The following is a 16,444-nucleotide window of genomic DNA, read 5'->3' on the forward strand; positions in this document are numbered from 1 at the left end:
GTTATCGGCAAGAAGCAGCGCGCGCTGACATGAGCGACACCCTGTTGGGCGATGCGCTCGGCGCGGAGCAACGCGCAGGCAACTGAAGCGATCGGCTGCGCTATAGGGGCGCAGCGTGCGCGGTTGGCTTGATCGGGAACAGCCCTGTCGCGCTCTGGCGCCCCCCTACGATAGGCCTGTGGCGGCTTGGTGTCGCACGTTGCTGTTGCGCAACGTGCGCCGGCTTGCGGCCGGTTACACCATCTGCAGGTTCAGCGCGCGCCCCTGCTGGGCAGCGCCGGTAGGCGGCAATGCGTCGCCGAACAAATCGTGTTCATCGCTGTCGGTGATTTCCACATCGATCAGGTCGCCGACCTTCAGCCCAAGCTCGCCGCCGTTCTGGATATGCACCAGGCCGTCGATCTCGGGCGCGTCCGCGCGCGAACGGGCCACGGCGATGTCGTCTTCGATCAGATCGACCAGGCATTGCTGCACGCTGCCGATCTTGGCTCCCAGCCGCATGGCGGAAATCTCCGCCTGCTTGGCCATGAAGCGCGCCAGCCGCTCCTGCTTCACTTCTTCCGGCACCGGGTCGGGCAGTGCATTGGCACTGGCGCCGTCCACCGGCGAGTAGGCGAATGCACCGACACGGTCCAGCTGCGCCTGATCCAGAAACTCCAGCAGCGATTCGAACTCGGCCTCGGTCTCGCCGGGGAAGCCGACGATGAAGGTCGAGCGTACCGTGATCTCCGGGCACATCGCCTTCCAGCGCTGCACGCGCTCGAGGGTTTTTTCCACCGCACCGGGCCGCTTCATCAGCTTGAGGATGCGCGGGCTGGCGTGCTGGAACGGGATGTCCAGATACGGCAGCAGCTTGCCTTCGGCCATCAGCGGAATCACATCGTCCACGTGCGGATACGGATACACGTAATGCAGGCGCGTCCACACGCCAAGCTCCGACAAGCCTTCGCATAGCGCCTTCATGCGGGTCTGGTACATGCGGTCGCGCCACGGGCGCTCGGCGTATTTCAGGTCCACGCCATAGGCCGAGGTGTCCTGCGACACCACCAGCAACTCTTTGACCCCGCCACGCACCAGCCGCTCGGCTTCGCGCAGCACCTCGTCCACCGGACGCGAGGCCAGATCGCCACGCATCGAAGGAATGATGCAGAAGCTGCAACGGTGGTTGCAGCCTTCGGAAATTTTCAAGTACGCGTAATGGCGCGGGGTCAGCTTGATGCCGTAGTCCGGCACCAGATCCACAAACGGGTCGTGGCGCGGCGGCAAGGCCGCATGCACCGCTTCCATTACGCTTTGGTAGTCCTGCGGGCCGGACACCGCCAGCACCTGCGGGTAGGCCGCACGGATCTGCTCGGGGCGCTTGCCTAGGCAGCCGGTGACGATCACCTTGCCATTGGCATTCATCGCCTCACCGATCGCATCCAGCGATTCGGTCACCGCCGAATCGATGAAGCCGCAGGTGTTGACCACCACCACGTCGGCCGCGTCGTAGCTGGGCACGATGTCGTAGCCCTCCACGCGCAGCTGGGTGAGGATGCGTTCGGAATCGACGAGCGCCTTCGGGCAGCCAAGGCTGACGAAGCCGACTTTAGGGTTCAGCTGGGACATGGAAGCAGGAGCCTGGGAAGTGGAGCGGCCTGGGGCCTGGGCAAGGCCAATTATAGCGGCGTGCGGGCAACGCTCTGAACCGCAAAGACGCGCCAGCCCGGCCGGCTTTGCGAAACCCTCACTTTTCACCATGCCGGTCCGGTCGATAATGCGCGCCTCCCTCGCTGCACATCAGGAATTCCCATGGGTCACTGGACCACGCTCGACACCCCCGACGGCCAGGTTGCCGCCTGGCACGCCACCCCCGCCTCCAGCCCGCGCGGCGGCCTGGTGGTGATCCAGGAAATCTTCGGCGTCAACGAACATATCCGCGCGGTCGCCGACGACTACGCCGCACGCGGCTACGAAGTGCTGGCGCCGGCCTTCTTCGATCTGGAAGAAAAGGACGTGCAACTGCCGTACGACCAGCCCAGCGTGCAACGCGGCCTGGCCCTGGCCAACGCGGTGGGCCTGGAACGCGCAGTGGAGGTGGTCAAATCCGCCGCCACCTTGCTGACCCGCGCCGGCAAGGTGGGCACGGTGGGGTATTGCTGGGGCGGCTCGGTGGCGCTGCTGTCGGCCATCCGCCTGGGCCTGCCGTCGGTGAGCTATTACGGCGGCCGCAACACCCAGCTGCTGGACGAAACGCCCAAGGCGCCGGTGATGTTCCACTTCGGCGAACAGGACGCCAGCATCCCGCCGGAAGCGATCCAGGCGCACCGCGAAAAACTGCCGCAGATGGAAACCTTCGTGTATCCCACCGGCCACGCCTTCAACCGCAGCATCGACCCCAACCACTACGACGCCGACAGCGCCGAGCGTGCGCTCGAACGCACCCTGGGCTTCTTCGAGGCGCATCTGAGATGAGCGCACCGGCATCGAGCGCCCCTGCGGCAAGCGACTTCCAGCTGGATGCGCGGCTGGCGGACGACAGCGTGTTCGTCGCCGACGGGCCGCTGTCGCAGGTGCGCTTGATGGACGACACCCGCTTCCCCTGGCTGGTGCTGGTGCCGCGGGTGGCCGATGTCAGCGAGTGGATCGATCTGGATGGCGGCCAGCAGCGCCTGTTGCTGGCCGAGATCAACCAGCTCTCGCAGTTGCTGCGCGTGGAGCCTGCCGTGACCAAGCTCAACATCGGGGCGCTGGGCAATATCGTGCGGCAGCTGCACGTGCACCTGGTCGGCCGTCATCCCGGCGATGCGGCCTGGCCGGGGCCGGTCTGGGGCAGCGGCCAGACACAGCGGTTTGCCGCCGACGCCTTACAGGAGCGTGTCGCGGCATGGGCGCAGCGGCTACGATAGGCGCCCGTTCGCCAAGCTGCCCTCTCGCATGAAATCCAATGTCGTCGCCGCGCTGATCCTGATCCTTGTGGGCCTGCTGTTTCTGGCCAACAACCTGGGCTGGACCAATCTCAGTCTGGGCAAGCTGATCGCTACCTGGTGGCCGGCCGCGCTGGTGGCCTGCGGCATCGGCATGTTGTTCGGGCGTGGCAAGTAGGTGGGGCTGGGATTGGGGCGTCGGGATTGGGGAGTCGTCACAGCGGTGTCTCGGCGCCGCTAGCTCGCGTAGCAGTTCAGCCGCAATACCTCCTTCTCCCCTCGGGAGAAGGTGCCCCGAAGGGGCGGATGAGGGTACGCGCGAAGCCTAGTGCATTCGATGAAGCGTTCTGATCCAGCACCATTTTCTGATCCAACACCATTTCCGATGTTGCAGCGACCATGACCATCGCGCCCGTCGTCGTTACCGCGTGCGCCCTGATGACAACTCACGATCAATGCGCACCCGGCAGCAGCGCGACATGACGACTGTCACCCGCAACTGTTGACTTCCGGCACCTGATTGGCGGGGCCATCGCGCGCAGCATGGCCTCACACCCAACGAGGACGCCGCCATGCATTACCGACTGACTTCCGGCCTGTTTTTGATCGTCATGGGCGGGATGTTCCTGCTCAACAATCTTGGCCTGAGCCGCATCGACCTGGGCGACGTGATTGCGGCGTGGTGGCCCTTGATGATTATCTGGGCCGGCGTCCACCAGCTGATGCGTCGCCGCAAACCGGTGCTGGCAACCGACTGAGCTGCGGGCCAGAAGCGCTGGCGATAGCGACCTCGCATGCTGTGTGCCATGCAGGCACGCGACGCATCCCGTGCACCGCACACCCTTGACATGGCCTCAGCGCGTCACGGCCCTGCTGCCGCCGGCTGCCGACGCGCTTGCGTCGACACCCATGCAGTGCATCACGTACGCGGCAAGGTCACGCCGGTCTGGCCCTGGTACTTGCCACCGCGGTCCTTGTACGAGGTTTCGCATACTTCGTCGGACTGGAAAAACAGCATCTGCGCCACACCTTCGTTGGCATAGATGCGCGCCGGCAGCGGCGTGGTGTTGCTGAATTCCAGCGTCACGTGGCCTTCCCACTCCGGCTCCAGCGGGGTGACGTTGACGATGATGCCGCAGCGCGCGTAGGTGCTCTTGCCCAGGCACACCACCAACGTATCGCGCGGGATGCGGAAATATTCCACCGTGCGTGCCAGCGCAAAACTGTTCGGCGGGATGATGCAGACATCCGATTCGACATCGACAAAGCTGCCTGGGTCGAAATGCTTGGGGTCGACAATGGTCGAGTTGATGTTGGTAAAAATCTTGAACTCGCGCGAGCAACGCACGTCGTAGCCGTAGCTGGAAGTGCCGAAGCTGACGATGCGCTGGCCTGCGGCGTCGTGCTTGATCTGGCCGGGCTCGAACGGCTCGATCATCGCGTGCTGCTCGGCCATGCGCTTGATCCAGCGGTCGCTCTTGATGCTCATGCGGTGTTCCTTGAAGACGGTAGGCGGCAGGCCGGTCGGCCCGCGCGAAAGACGGCAAAGTCTAGCAGCGGCCGGCACCAGAGGCCGGCCGGCGGATTACAGCAGCGAGGCGGAAATCGGAATACTGGCGCGCGGACGCTTGCCCAACTCTTCCGACAGCCGCCTGGCTGCCGCCAGGTAGGCCTGCGCGGCAGCAGAGTCCGGCGCGGCGATCACGATTGGCTGGCCGGCATCGCCCTGCTCGCGGATCGCAATCGCCAACGGCAACGACCCCAGCAACGGCACGCCGTACTGCGCCGCCATGCGCTCGCCGCCGCCTTCGCCGAACAGATGCTCGCGATGGCCGCAGTTGCTGCAGGTATGCACCGCCATGTTCTCGATGATGCCCAACACCGGCACCTCGACCTTTTCGAACATCTTCAGCGCCTTGCGCGCATCCAGCGTGGCGATGTCCTGCGGCGTGGTCACGATCACCGCGCCGGCCACCGGAATCTTCTGCGACAGGGTCAGCTGGATATCGCCGGTGCCGGGCGGCAGATCGATCAGCAAATAGTCCAGGTCGTCCCACAGCGTGTCGTTGAACAGCTGGGTGAGGGCCGAGGTAGCCATCGGCCCGCGCCAGATCATCGGCGTGTCCTGATCGACCAACAGGCCGATCGACATCGCTTCGATCCCGAACGCGCGCAATGGCTCGATCGACTTGTTGTCCGGGCTGTCGGGCTTGCCGCTCAATCCCAGCATCGCCGGCACGCTCGGCCCATAGATATCCGCGTCCAGCACGCCGACGCGCGCGCCCTGCTGCCGCAGTGCCAACGCCAGATTCACTGCAGTGGTGGACTTGCCCACCCCGCCCTTGCCCGACCCCACCGCAATGACATTGCGGATGCGTGGATGCGGAGCAAGCGCGCCCTGCACCGCGTGCGCGGCGATCCTGCGTTCGCCGCTCATGCCTGGCTGCCTGCTGCGTCGCCGGTCACTGCGCGCGCATTGTTGTCCAACATCGTTGCCATTACCTGTCCCGTTTCGTCGTGTGCGGTCGCGAGGACCAACGCCCAGCGCGCGCCGCGAATGGCGCTCAGTTTACCGGCTCGTGCCGGTTGCCCCCGATATCGCCCTCTCTCCGAGGCACACGACGGCGCCGGGGGCGCGCGTGCCAATCCTCGACATATTTCACAATTGTGGACACATGGTGAAGGACTTGTTACGTTCGGGGATCAATTCAGCCCGCGCTCAGTCAGCACAGCTGTTGGACTCATCCCAGCAAGGAATCCGCACGTTCATGTCGAGTCGTCTCCCCCAATCTACCCGCCGTCATCGCTTGAGCGCCGCCCTGTTGGTCGCGCTGGTCGCCCCCGCCGGCCACGTCGCCGCACAATCCGAAAATGGTGTAGCTCCCGGCACCACCGATCTGGACAAGGTGACCGTCACCGGCTCGCGCATTGCGCGTACCGGCTTTGTCACGCCGTCGCCGGTCACCGCGATCACCGCCGAAGAGATCCGCGCCACCGGCGCGACCACCATCAGCGACCTGATGGCGCGCATGCCAGCCCTGGCACCGAGCTACACGCTGGGCAACTCCACCCGCTTCATCGGCACCGCCGGCCTGGGTCTGCTCGACCTGCGCGGGATGGGCACCGACCGCACCCTGGTGCTGGTCAACGGTCGCCGCCATGTGGGCTCCAGCCCCGGCTCGACCGCGGTGGACGTCAACACGATTCCGGTGGAATGGGTCGAACGCGTGGAGGTCATCACCGGCGGCGCGTCGGCGGTGTATGGCGCCGATGCGGTGGCCGGCGTGGTCAACTTCATCCTCAAGAAGAACTTCACTGGCTTCGAGACCCGGGCGCAAACCGGCCTGGCCGATGAGGGCAACTACAACCGCTCGTTCGCCAGCTTTTCTGCCGGCACCGACTTTGCCGAAGGCCGCGGCAACATTGCGATCTCGGGCGAGTACAGCAAGCAGGATCGCTTCGGTCGCGGCAACCGCGCCATTGGCCGCGAATATCTGGTCAGCGTGCAGAACCCCAGCTTCGATCCGACCCGCCCACCGAGCGAAAGCAACCCGCAAACCGTGCTCAGCGGCCCAGGCGGCAACCACAGCACCTCTTACGGCGGCACCTTCAACCTGGGCACGTTCGATTTCCGCAACCCGGCCACCTACGGCAACCGCTATCTGTTCGGTGAAGATGGCAGCTTCCGCCGCAACCGCTACAACGGCACGGTGGTCAGCAATACCTCATGCGTGGATTGCGATTTTGTCGATCTCAATGCGGTCGCCGACCTGCAGCCGGGCTTCGATCGCAAGAGCATCAACACGATGGTGAACTTCGAACTGAGCGAAAACCATCGCCTGTTCTTCGAAGGCAAGTACAGCGAGACCGATTCGGAATTCTTCGGCCAGCCCGCATTCGATAGCTCGCTGCGCGTGCGCCGGCAGAACCCGTATGTCAGCCCGCAGCTCGGCGCGCTGATGGACTCGCGCGGCGCCACCCAGATCCTGATGAACCGTTTCAACGTCGATGCCGGCCGTCGCGGCGAAAACATCGAGCGCAAAACCTACCGCGCCGTGCTCGGTGCCGAAGGCAACTTCACCGACAACTGGACCTACGACGTGTCTGCCAACTATGGCAAGACCACGGTGGACCGCCTCAACCTCAACAACCGCATCAACGAGCGCTGGCAGGCCGGCATCGACGCTGCGCGCGATGCCAGCGGCAATATCGTCTGCCGCACCACGCTGGACCCGAACGCGATCAACCCCAACACCAATCGTGTGTATTCGGCACTGGCGCGCGAAGGCTGCGTGCCTTTCAGCGTCTTCGGCAATGGCGCGGTCACGCCGGAAGCTGCCGCCTGGTTCAACACCACCGCGCGCGCGCAGGCCAAGATCCAGCAGACCGTGTTCAGTGCGTCGGTGGCCAACAGCAACCTGCTGTCGCTGCCGGCCGGCGACATCGGCATTGCCGGCGGCGTGGAATACCGCAAGGAACAAAGCGAGGAAATCACCGATCCGTTGGCAGCCTCGGGCGTGACCTTCCTCAACGCCATCCCCAACAGTGGCGGCGAGTACACCGTCAAGGAAATCTTCGTCGAAAGCACCATTCCGTTGCTCGCCGGCCTGCCCGGTGTAGATCGGTTGGCGCTGGATGTGGCCGGGCGCTATTCGGACTACGACAGCATCGGCTCGACCAAGACCTGGAACATCGGTCTGGACTGGACCATCATCCCGTCGCTGCGGTTGCGCGGCACGCTGGCGCAGGCGGTACGCGCGCCCAGCATCGGCGAGCTGTACGACTCGCAGAGCGAGAACTTCGCCACCATCAACGACCCCTGCAACTACCTGCCGACCAATTCCAATCGCCCCGGCACCGCAGGCGATGTGGGATTGCGCCAGTCCAACTGCAGCGCGTTGGGCGTGCCGGTCGGCTGGATCGACACCTTTACCTCGACCCGTCCCGGCGTGAGCGGCGGCAATCCGGAGTTGAAGCCGGAGCGCGCGCGCAGCCTGTCGTACGGACTGGTGTGGCAGCCGGAGTTCTTCGAAGGCTTCGGCATGTCGATCGACTACTGGCGCATCGATCTGCGCGATGCCATCGGTACGGTGACCGCCGAGACCAATGCCACGCGCTGCGTGGACAACCCGGGCGGCGTCAACAACAGCTTTTGCGGCTTCGTACAGCGCGCCCCGCTGGGCGGCTTTACCGACCCACAGGGCCGCATCTACCCCGAGCACAGCATCATCGGTTGGCAGGCTTTGAACGAAAACCTGGCACGCTCGCGCCGCGTCGGCGTGGATCTGGAAATGGATTACCGCTTCCAGATCGGCGAAGGCAACACGGTGCTGCGTCTGGTCGGTACCCGGCTGATCCAGTCGCGCGAATGGGTCTTTCAGGATTTCCCGCAGGAATACGACGAATACGTGACCTACGTGACCGACCCGCGCTGGCGCGCGCAGTTCCAGACCAAGTACAACTGGAACGAATGGCGCGCCTCGTGGGACATGAACTATGTGGACGGCAACCTGCGTGTGACCCCGGAGAGCTACAACAGCAACCCGGGTTCGGCCAGCCCGATCAAGAACGGCTCGTACACGTATCACAACTTCCAGTTCGGCTATCAATTCCCCGGCTCGAAGATCGACGTCTACCTCGGCATCGACAATGCCTTCGACAAGGATCCGCCGCGCAACTACTTCGGCTCGGATTTCAACTCGGCGCTGTATGACAACGTCGGCCGGTTCTTCTACCTGGGGACGACGGTGCGGTTTTGACAGGAAGTGACATGTAGGAAAAAGCCCCGCTTGTCGGGGCTTTTTTTTGGCGGCGACGTGGCGAGCTGGAGCGCGACGTGTCTCCCAAGGGACCGATTCCCACGCTGTGGTCGCGCTTGCTTCGCGCCACCCAGCTTGTCTGTATCGAATGTAACTACCGAATCCCGCTTGTTGTTGAGGTTGTTTCTTTGCATGTGTCGCACGGCTTGAATATGTGCCGAATTCCTCACTTCGGATGCGGATCCCACCTATTTCATTAATAAATCGTTTCAACTGCTTGCGCTGCAAAGCAGACATTCATTACGTTCGGGTTAAGGCCATCTGACTCCCCGATGACCGTCACCTTATCCGTACTCCAGTTGAAAGGTCAGGAATGAGCAATCAGTTTCGTCGCCAAGTCCTCAAGCGCACCGCTCTCGCCGTCGTGCTCGGTGCTTGCCTAACCAACGGCGCGGTCTACGCGCAGAGCACCACCGGCAGCATCTACGGCAGCGCCCCCTCCGAAGCCGGCAGCACGATCGTCGTGCAGAGCGACACCGGCCTGAGCCGCACCATCACCATCGACGCAAACGGCCGCTACAACCTCGGCTCGCTGCCGGTTGGCGCCTACACCGTCACCCTGAAGCGCGGCGACCAGGTCGTCGATACCCGCAAGAATGTGCAGCTGCGCGTCGGCTCGGGCACCGAAGTGTCGTTTGCAGGCGCCAGCGCCGCGAGCAACGCCGATGCGACCACGCTTGGCGCGATCACGGTCACTGCCGCCAACGCACCGAAGATCGATGTGAGTTCGACCAGTTCGCGTTCGGTGATCACCTCCGAGCAGCTGGCCACTCTGCCGCTGGGACGCAGTGCAGAAGCGATTGCGTTGTTGGCGCCGGGTGCAGTGTCCGGCGCTGGTGCATTCAATAACGGCTCGCGTTCTGTCGTGTCGTTCGGCGGCTCCGGCGTCACCGAAAATGCGTACTACATCAACGGCTTCAATGTCAGCAATCCACTCAGCAACTTGGGTGGCGTCAGCCTTCCCTATGGCGCCATCGACCAGCAGGAAACCTACACCGGCGGCTACAGCGCAAAGTACGGTCGCTCGACTGGCGGTGTGATCAATCAGTTGGGCAAGCGCGGTACCAACGAGTGGCACTTCGGCGCTCAGGCGGTGTGGGAGCCCGACTCACTGGCAAGTTCGACTGGTGACGTTTGGTTTCCGAACAAGACATTGCCGGCGGGCTATGGCTACACCAACCGCACCCAGCCTGGCACGCTCTACCGCAGCGGCAAGGACAACAATCAGACGCGTACTGTTTATAGCGCCTACGCGGGTGGCCCTCTGATTGAAGACAAGCTCTTCATCTTCGTTGCTGGCGAGACCGACAAGACCGACGGCGTCACAACCAACGCACGTACAAACTCCATCCAGGGGCAGAACAATTATGGGTACAGCTCGCCCAAGTTTTACGGAAAGCTGGACTGGAACATCAATGATTCCAATATCTTGGAATACACGCGCATTCAGAACACCGACCGACGTGGCGGCTACTACACGGCATTCGATTACAACGATCTGAGCACCGGGGGCGCCACTGGCACCTTCCCGGACACTTTCAAGATCACCGATAAGTACGACATTTTCAAATACACCGGTTATCTCACCGATGATTTGACTTTGAATGCCACCTGGGGCCGCAGCACCCAACACAACCGTCAATTCAACCCAAATATTTCGGCTTTGCCGTTTCTCGATGGTGTCACCGAGCAAGACCCAGCGATTGTGGGCAACACGCCCATTCGCAATGGTCAAGCAACCAATCGAGCAAAGGCCGATGACCCGATCAGCAAGTCGCGCAGCCTGCGTCTGGAGTTGGAATACCGCCTCGGCGATCACGACCTGACCGCAGGCGTGGACAACATGTACTTCAATGCGTACAACGAGGGCGTTCGCACTACCGGTCCCGGCTATCAGTGGATTTATGGCCGCCAGGACAATCCCATCGAAGGCATTAACCCCGAACTTGGCGTTGGTGCACCTGGCGGTCAGGGCTATTACGCGCAACGGCGGATTTTCACCACAACAACAAGCATGGCGGTCGAACAGAAAGCCTATTACTTGGAAGACCGCTGGCAGGTCAGCGATAACTGGCTGCTGACGCTTGGCATTCGCAACGATAAGTTCACCAACTACAATAGCGACCACGTTGCCTATGTCGACAGCGGTGACCAGTGGGCGCCGCGCATAGGCGCAAGTTGGGATGTGTTCGGCGATTCGTCACTGAAGGTATTTGCCAACCTTGGACGCTACTACCTGGCATTACCCAATAGCGTCGCCATTCGCGGCGCATCGGCCTCGACCTATACCGACGAATACTTTACATACAGCGGCATTGATGCGAATGGCGAGCCCACCGGTCTTGGGGCGATTGGTCCTGGCCCGGTATCGAGTAATGGCGAGTACGGCCAGGCCCCGGACCCCAATGCGTTCGCGCCAAGTGATCTGAAGTCACAATACCAGGACGAAATCATCCTCGGCTTTGAGAAAACCCTTGGAGAAAGCTGGAACTCCGGCGCAAAGGTGACTTATCGCAAGTTGCAAAGCGCGATCGACGACGTCTGCGATCCTGGCAAGATGTCTGCGAAATTGGCTGCAACGGGTGGAGATGTCAGCAGCGTGAGTATCCCAGGATGCGTCATGTTCAATCCTGGACAGACCAACACCTACAACCTCGCCAACGTCGATGGCTCCGGCTATACGCAACTGCGTATGAGCCAGTCGGATTGGGGCTTTACCGACAAGGCCCGTCGCAACTACGTCGCCGTGGACTTATTCCTGGAACATCCGTTCAACGAGAAGTGGTACGGCCGTGTGGATTACACCTGGTCGCACAGCTACGGAAATACGGAAGGTCAGGTGAAGTCGGACATTGGTCAGTCCGATGTTTCCAAGACGCAGGACTGGGATGCGGCTGAGCTGATGTATTACGCAGGCGGCAGTTTGGCAAATGACCGCAGGCATCAGCTCAAGGCATTCGGTGCGTACCAGATCGCGCCGGAATGGATGGCGTCGGCAACGGTACGTGTAATGTCGGGCACGCCGATTTCCTGCCTTGGCTACTTCGGATCGAATGAAGGCAACCCGATCGGATATGGCTCTGCGTATCACTACTGCGGTGGCCAGGCTTCACCTCCGGGCGATGCTGGACGTACCCCCTGGATCAAGAACCTCGATCTTGGCATCACTTATCGGCCGTCCTTCGCCGACCATAAGTTGGCGCTGGGACTCCAGGTCTTCAATGTCCTGAACGACCGTTCGGTAAATCGTGTCGAAAGTCGCTACAACACGGCGCCATTCACTGTTCGCAATACCTATGGTGTTGGAACAGAGCCGTATAACTACAACACGCCGCGATATGTCCGTCTAACCGCAGCCTACGATTTCTGATCGGAGGAACCGGAGTGCCGTCAAGGCACTTCCGGAGCAGCAAGCACCTGAAAAGGCCCTGGTTTCCAGGGCCTTTTTTATCTATCGCAGAAGAATCAGGGCAAGCACCCTGCGCGCTGATCACCCCGCCAAAATCACCCGCGCCGCATTATGTCCAGGTGCCCCTGTTACCCCGCCACCAGGGTGTGTTCCCGCGCCGCAGAGATATAAACCCGGAACCGCACCGCGATAGGCACCCTGCCCCAGCATCGGGCGTGCGCTGAACAGTTGGTTGAGGCTGAGTGCGCCGTGGAAGATGTCGCCGCCGACCAGGCCAAAGATACGTTCCAGGTCCAGTGGACTCAGTACCTGGCGGCCCAGGACCGATGCAGTGAATCCCGGTGCGTAGCGCTCCACGGTGGCGATCATCAGATCGGCGACTTCGTCACGATGGTCGTCCCAGTGGCGGCCATCTGGCAATGTGGGTGCAACGTGCTGACAGAACAGGCTGGCCACATGCTGGCCAGGCGGCGCCAGTGAGTCGTCCAGCGTGCTGGGTATCAGCAATTCGACCACCGGTTCGCGCGACCATCCCAAGGCGCGTGCATCCTGCCAGGCGCGGTCCATGTAATCGAGATTCGGCGCCAGGATGATGCCCGCAGTGAGATGATCGCCGGCACCGGGCAATGCGGTGAAATCGGGAAGACGCGACAGTGCAACATTCATGCGGAACGTGCCGGATCCGCAGCGATAATGGACGATGCGTTCGCGTGTGGCTTCCGGCACGTCCTCGGCTCGCATCAAACGCTGATAGAGCAACTTCGGGTTGACGTTCGCAACCACGGCACGCGCGCGGAGCATTTCGCCATCGGCCGTCACCACGCCCACCGCATGCCCCTGCTCCACCAACACCCGATTCACCGCACAGCCGGTGCGAATTTGCGCGCCGTATTCGCGCGCACTGGCGGCCATCGCCTGGGTGATGGCGCCCATGCCGCCGATCGCGTGGCCCCAGGCGCCTTTGACGCCATTGCTTTGCCCGAACACGTGATGCAACAACACGTAGGCCGTGCCCGGTGTGTACGGGCTGGCGTAATTGCCGACAATGCCGTCGAAGCCGAATAACGCCTTGATCGGTGCGCTTTCGAACCAGCGATCCAGATACTCGGCGGCCGAAATGGTAAATAGATCAAGCAGGTCTTGTCGCAACGCAAGCGTTAAGTCCTGCAGCTGTAGCCCCACTTTGCCCGCGCGCCACAGCTGCGGCAACGCCTGCAACCATCCGCCCTCGGTCACATTCGGCGGCGCCTGCAATGCCAATGCCCGCAACACGTCGGCCAATCGTTCCAGGTGCGCTTCGTACGCTGGCAATGCAGCTGCATCGCGCACAGAGAACTTGGCGATTTCTTCAGCGGTACGCCCCGCGCCAGCCAGCAGATACTCGCCATTGGGCTGCGGCAAAAAATTATTGATGCGGCGCGCAACCACGCGCAACCCATGCCGTTCCAACGCGAGATCGGCAATGACCTTGGGCTGCAACAACGACACGGTGTAGGACGCGACCGAGTTGCGGAACCCAGGGTGGAACTCTTCGGTAACAGCTGCGCCGCCAACGACATCGCGCGCTTCAAGTACCAGCACCCGTTTGCCGGCCCGGGCCAGATACGCGGCGCATACCAGGCCATTATGGCCGGCGCCGATGATCAAAGTGTCCAACGGTTGGGAAGCGGTAGGCATGCAGCCGTATATAGCACCGCTTGCGCAGCCGGACCATTCGAGCAATAGCAGCCGCCTCGATCGCGATGCGCTGTCCGACGCGATGCGCTGCCCGCTCACCTACCTAGACATCGACGACCAGGCCAAGCGACCACGAGTGTGGTCCGGAGCCGCGGCGCGTGGAACGCGCCAGCACCGGACTGCCGCTAGGTGCAGTCCCATGCGCGCGCAGCGGCACGCAAGCGCACCCCGAACCCGCGTTTCTACACACCCCGCATCCATGACCTTCGACACCATGCCTGTCGGCTGGCGAGGCGTAGAGTGCCGGCCACGGCCCCGTGACGGGGCTTCCCAATCGACTGTCGCTCCTGGAGCCTTTGTGATTCGAACACCTCATCTATTGACGCTGACCCTGGCCGTAGCGGCCGCGCTGAGCGGTTGCAAGAAGTCCGACGACGCCGCGCCTGCGGCCCCGGCTGGCGATACTGCAGCGGCCGCGCCCGCCGCGCCCAAGACGCTGACCCTGGACCAGAGCAAGCTGCCGGCGGTGAACCAATTCACCGCGGCCGATCTGGATGCCAATGGCAACGCCTGTACCGATCTGAACGCCTACGCAAACGCCAAGTTCCTGGCCGCCAACCCGGTGCCGAGCGACCGCACCAGCTGGGGCGCGTTCGAAATGCTTGACGAGCGCTCCAATGCAATCCAGCAGCAGCTGGCCGAACAGGCCGCAGCCGACACCGGCGCCACCGGTGTGGAAAAGATCGTCGGCGACCTGTGGTCGACCGGTATGGACGAAGCCAAGATCAACGCCCAGGGCATCGAGCCACTGAAGCCGCAGCTAGGCGCCATCGACGCCATCAGTGACCAGGCCAAGCTGGTCGACTATCTGCGCAGCAGCGCCGCGAAGGGCGACAACGCGCTCTTCAGCTTCGGCGCCGAAGCCGATTTCAAGAAGTCCAGCCAGAACATCGCCTACGCCATGCAGGGCGGCCTGGGCCTGCCGGACCCGGAGTACTACACCAGCGCCGGCAACAAGGCCAAGCTAGAGGCATACCAGGCGCACATCGCCAAGGTGCTGGAGCTGTCTGGCGTCGCGGCAGCCGACGCCACCGCGCAGGCCAAACAGGTGGTCGCGTTCGAAACCCGCCTGGCCAAGGTCTCCAAGACCAGCACGCAGATGTCGCGCGACGCCTCGCTGGCCTATAACCCGATCTCCCCGGCCGATGCCGACAAGCTGACCCCGAACTGGTCGTGGACCGAGTTCTTCAAGTCGCAGGGCGTGGCCACGCCGGAGATGTTCTCGCTGGCGATCCCGGCCTTCCATCAGGAAGTGAGCAAGATGATCGCCGACACCGACCCGGCGATCTGGCGCGCTTACTTGCGCTTCCACACCGTCGATGGCGCCTCGCCGTTCCTGAGCCAGCCGTTCGTCGATGAGAACTTCGCGTTCTACAACAAGACCCTGCGCGGCCAAAAGGAAATCAAGCCACGCTGGAAGCGCGTACTGGCCACCATCAACGGCCAGGCCGGCGAAACGCTGGGCCAGATGTACGTCAAGGTCGCCTTCCCGGCCGATTCCAAGGCCAAGATGGAAACCCTGGTGACCAACCTGCGCACCGCATTGAAGGCGCGCATCGAGAAGCTGGACTGGATGAGTCCGGAGACCAAGGCCAAGGCGATCGCCAAGTGGGAAAGCTTCACGCCCAAGATCGGCTTTCCGGACAAGTGGCGCGAGTGGAACGGCCTTGCTACCAGTCGCGATAGCTACCTGGGCAACGTGCTGGCCGCGCAGGAATTCAACTACAAGTGGAACCTGTCCAAGGTCGGCAAGCCGGTGGACAAGACCGAATGGGGCATGAGCCCGCAGACGGTCAACGCTTATTACAACCCGCTGCAGAACGAGATCGTGTTCCCGGCCGCCATCCTGCAGCCGCCGTTCTTCGACCCGAATGCGCCGGAGGAAATGAACTACGGTGGTATCGGCGCGGTGATCGGGCATGAAATGACGCACGGTTACGACGACCAGGGCAGCCGCTTCGGTGCCGATGGCAACTTCATCCCCGATCCGGGTTGGTGGACGCAAAAGGATCTGGATGCGTTCAAGGGCCGCACCGGCAAGCTCGTCGCGCAGTTCGACGGCTACCGCACGCCGGCTGGCGACAAGGTCAAGGGCGACCTGACCCTGGGCGAAAACATCGCCGACCTGGGCGGCCTCAACACCGCTTACGACGCCATGAAGACCGCCACCGCCGACAAGGACGACCCCAAGACCGACGGCATCACCCGCGACCAGCGCTTCTTCCTCAACTGGGCCACGGTGTGGCGTCGCAACTTCACCCCGGAAGAACTGGTGGTGCGGTTGAAGACCGACCCGCACGCGCCGGCCAACTTCCGCGCCATCGGTGCACCGTCGAACATGCCGGCATTTGCCGCCGCGTTCTCGTGTAAGGCCGGCGATGCGATGGTGCGTCAGGGCGATCAGCAGGTCGTGATCTGGTAATTGCGCACGCGTAGTAAATCAGGCGGGCGGCGATCGAAAGATCGTCGCCCGTTTTTTTTGATTTTGTCGCTTTTTCTTTTGCCTGGTAGGTGAATCACGCCGGCCAGCCACATGCATTGCGACCGACAACAATTCAACCAACCGCTTCAAG

At 62.7% G+C, this 16,444-nt stretch carries 11 protein-coding genes; 7 read left to right on the plus strand and 4 right to left on the minus strand.

Annotated elements, in window-relative coordinates:
• Positions 1–234 precede the first annotated feature (234 nt).
• A complete protein-coding gene (gene rimO / locus ABQU90_RS06510; RefSeq protein WP_323521197.1) occupies positions 235–1,608 on the minus strand; it encodes a 30S ribosomal protein S12 methylthiotransferase RimO in 1,374 nt (457 codons plus the stop codon).
• 183 nt (positions 1,609–1,791) lie between these two features.
• Between rimO and ABQU90_RS06515 the strand changes: the two genes are divergently transcribed.
• The 4 genes from ABQU90_RS06515 (at position 1,792) to ABQU90_RS06530 (ending at position 3,664) form a co-directional block, all read left to right on the plus strand.
• Positions 1,792–2,454, plus strand: coding sequence for a dienelactone hydrolase family protein (locus tag ABQU90_RS06515; protein ID WP_323521198.1), 663 nt, complete (start codon positions 1,792–1,794; stop codon positions 2,452–2,454).
• On the plus strand, positions 2,451–2,888 hold the full coding sequence (locus tag ABQU90_RS06520; RefSeq protein WP_323521199.1) for an HIT domain-containing protein: 438 nt from the start codon (positions 2,451–2,453) through the stop codon (positions 2,886–2,888). The genes ABQU90_RS06515 and ABQU90_RS06520 overlap by 4 nt, the downstream gene beginning before the upstream one ends.
• 28 nt (positions 2,889–2,916) lie before the next feature.
• Positions 2,917–3,084 carry a LiaI-LiaF-like domain-containing protein gene (locus tag ABQU90_RS06525; RefSeq protein WP_005994260.1) on the plus strand — a complete coding sequence of 56 codons (168 nt, stop codon included), beginning with the start codon at positions 2,917–2,919 and terminating at the stop codon, positions 3,082–3,084.
• A gap of 394 nt (positions 3,085–3,478) precedes the next feature.
• Entirely contained in the window at positions 3,479–3,664 is a 186-nt protein-coding gene (locus tag ABQU90_RS06530) for a LiaF transmembrane domain-containing protein (protein ID WP_055850008.1), read from the plus strand.
• A gap of 161 nt (positions 3,665–3,825) precedes the next feature.
• Here ABQU90_RS06530 and dcd read toward each other — a convergent pair whose 3' ends face one another.
• A complete protein-coding gene (gene dcd / locus ABQU90_RS06535) occupies positions 3,826–4,395 on the minus strand; it encodes a dCTP deaminase (protein WP_055850006.1) in 570 nt (189 codons plus the stop codon).
• A gap of 96 nt (positions 4,396–4,491) precedes the next feature.
• Positions 4,492–5,343: an iron-sulfur cluster carrier protein ApbC gene (apbC, locus tag ABQU90_RS06540; protein WP_055850004.1), complete on the minus strand. Its 852-nt coding sequence runs from the start codon at positions 5,341–5,343 to the stop codon at positions 4,492–4,494.
• Positions 5,344–5,674: 331 nt separating this feature from the next.
• Here apbC and ABQU90_RS06545 point away from each other — a divergent pair, with 331 nt between their 5' ends.
• The gene (locus tag ABQU90_RS06545) at positions 5,675–8,665 is read left to right on the plus strand and encodes a TonB-dependent receptor plug domain-containing protein (RefSeq protein WP_323521200.1); all 2,991 of its coding nucleotides are present in this window, start codon (positions 5,675–5,677) and stop codon (positions 8,663–8,665) included.
• 373 nt (positions 8,666–9,038) lie between these two features.
• A complete protein-coding gene (locus ABQU90_RS06550) occupies positions 9,039–12,095 on the plus strand; it encodes a TonB-dependent receptor (protein WP_323521201.1) in 3,057 nt (1,018 codons plus the stop codon).
• Between the two features lie 120 nt (positions 12,096–12,215).
• On the opposite strand, the gene ABQU90_RS06555 is transcribed toward ABQU90_RS06550, so the two are convergent.
• On the minus strand, positions 12,216–13,811 hold the full coding sequence (locus ABQU90_RS06555) for a phytoene desaturase family protein (RefSeq protein WP_323521202.1): 1,596 nt from the start codon (positions 13,809–13,811) through the stop codon (positions 12,216–12,218).
• A 379-nt stretch (positions 13,812–14,190) separates the two neighbouring features.
• Here ABQU90_RS06555 and ABQU90_RS06560 point away from each other — a divergent pair, with 379 nt between their 5' ends.
• Positions 14,191–16,293: a M13 family metallopeptidase gene (locus ABQU90_RS06560; protein WP_323521421.1), complete on the plus strand. Its 2,103-nt coding sequence runs from the start codon at positions 14,191–14,193 to the stop codon at positions 16,291–16,293.
• Positions 16,294–16,444 lie beyond the last annotated feature (151 nt).

It is taken from the genome of Xanthomonas sp. WHRI 10207 (assembly GCF_040202975.1).
In the GTDB taxonomy this organism is placed as follows: domain Bacteria; phylum Pseudomonadota; class Gammaproteobacteria; order Xanthomonadales; family Xanthomonadaceae; genus Xanthomonas.

Excerpts from the sequence above, each read along its gene's own strand:
- dcd (WP_055850006.1), bottom strand. The coding sequence starts at position 4,395 with ATGAGCATCAAGAGCGACCGCTGGATCAAGCGCATGGCCGAGCAGCAC.
- ABQU90_RS06530 (WP_055850008.1), top strand. The coding sequence starts at position 3,479 with ATGCATTACCGACTGACTTCCGGCCTGTTTTTGATCGTCATGGGCGGG.
- ABQU90_RS06520 (WP_323521199.1), top strand. The coding sequence starts at position 2,451 with ATGAGCGCACCGGCATCGAGCGCCCCTGCGGCAAGCGACTTCCAGCTG.
- ABQU90_RS06515 (WP_323521198.1), top strand. The coding sequence starts at position 1,792 with ATGGGTCACTGGACCACGCTCGACACCCCCGACGGCCAGGTTGCCGCC.
- rimO (WP_323521197.1), bottom strand. The coding sequence starts at position 1,608 with ATGTCCCAGCTGAACCCTAAAGTCGGCTTCGTCAGCCTTGGCTGCCCG.
- ABQU90_RS06525 (WP_005994260.1), top strand. The coding sequence starts at position 2,917 with ATGAAATCCAATGTCGTCGCCGCGCTGATCCTGATCCTTGTGGGCCTG.
- apbC (WP_055850004.1), bottom strand. The coding sequence starts at position 5,343 with ATGAGCGGCGAACGCAGGATCGCCGCGCACGCGGTGCAGGGCGCGCTT.
- ABQU90_RS06550 (WP_323521201.1), top strand. The coding sequence starts at position 9,039 with ATGAGCAATCAGTTTCGTCGCCAAGTCCTCAAGCGCACCGCTCTCGCC.
- ABQU90_RS06555 (WP_323521202.1), bottom strand. The coding sequence starts at position 13,811 with ATGCCTACCGCTTCCCAACCGTTGGACACTTTGATCATCGGCGCCGGC.
- ABQU90_RS06545 (WP_323521200.1), top strand. The coding sequence starts at position 5,675 with ATGTCGAGTCGTCTCCCCCAATCTACCCGCCGTCATCGCTTGAGCGCC.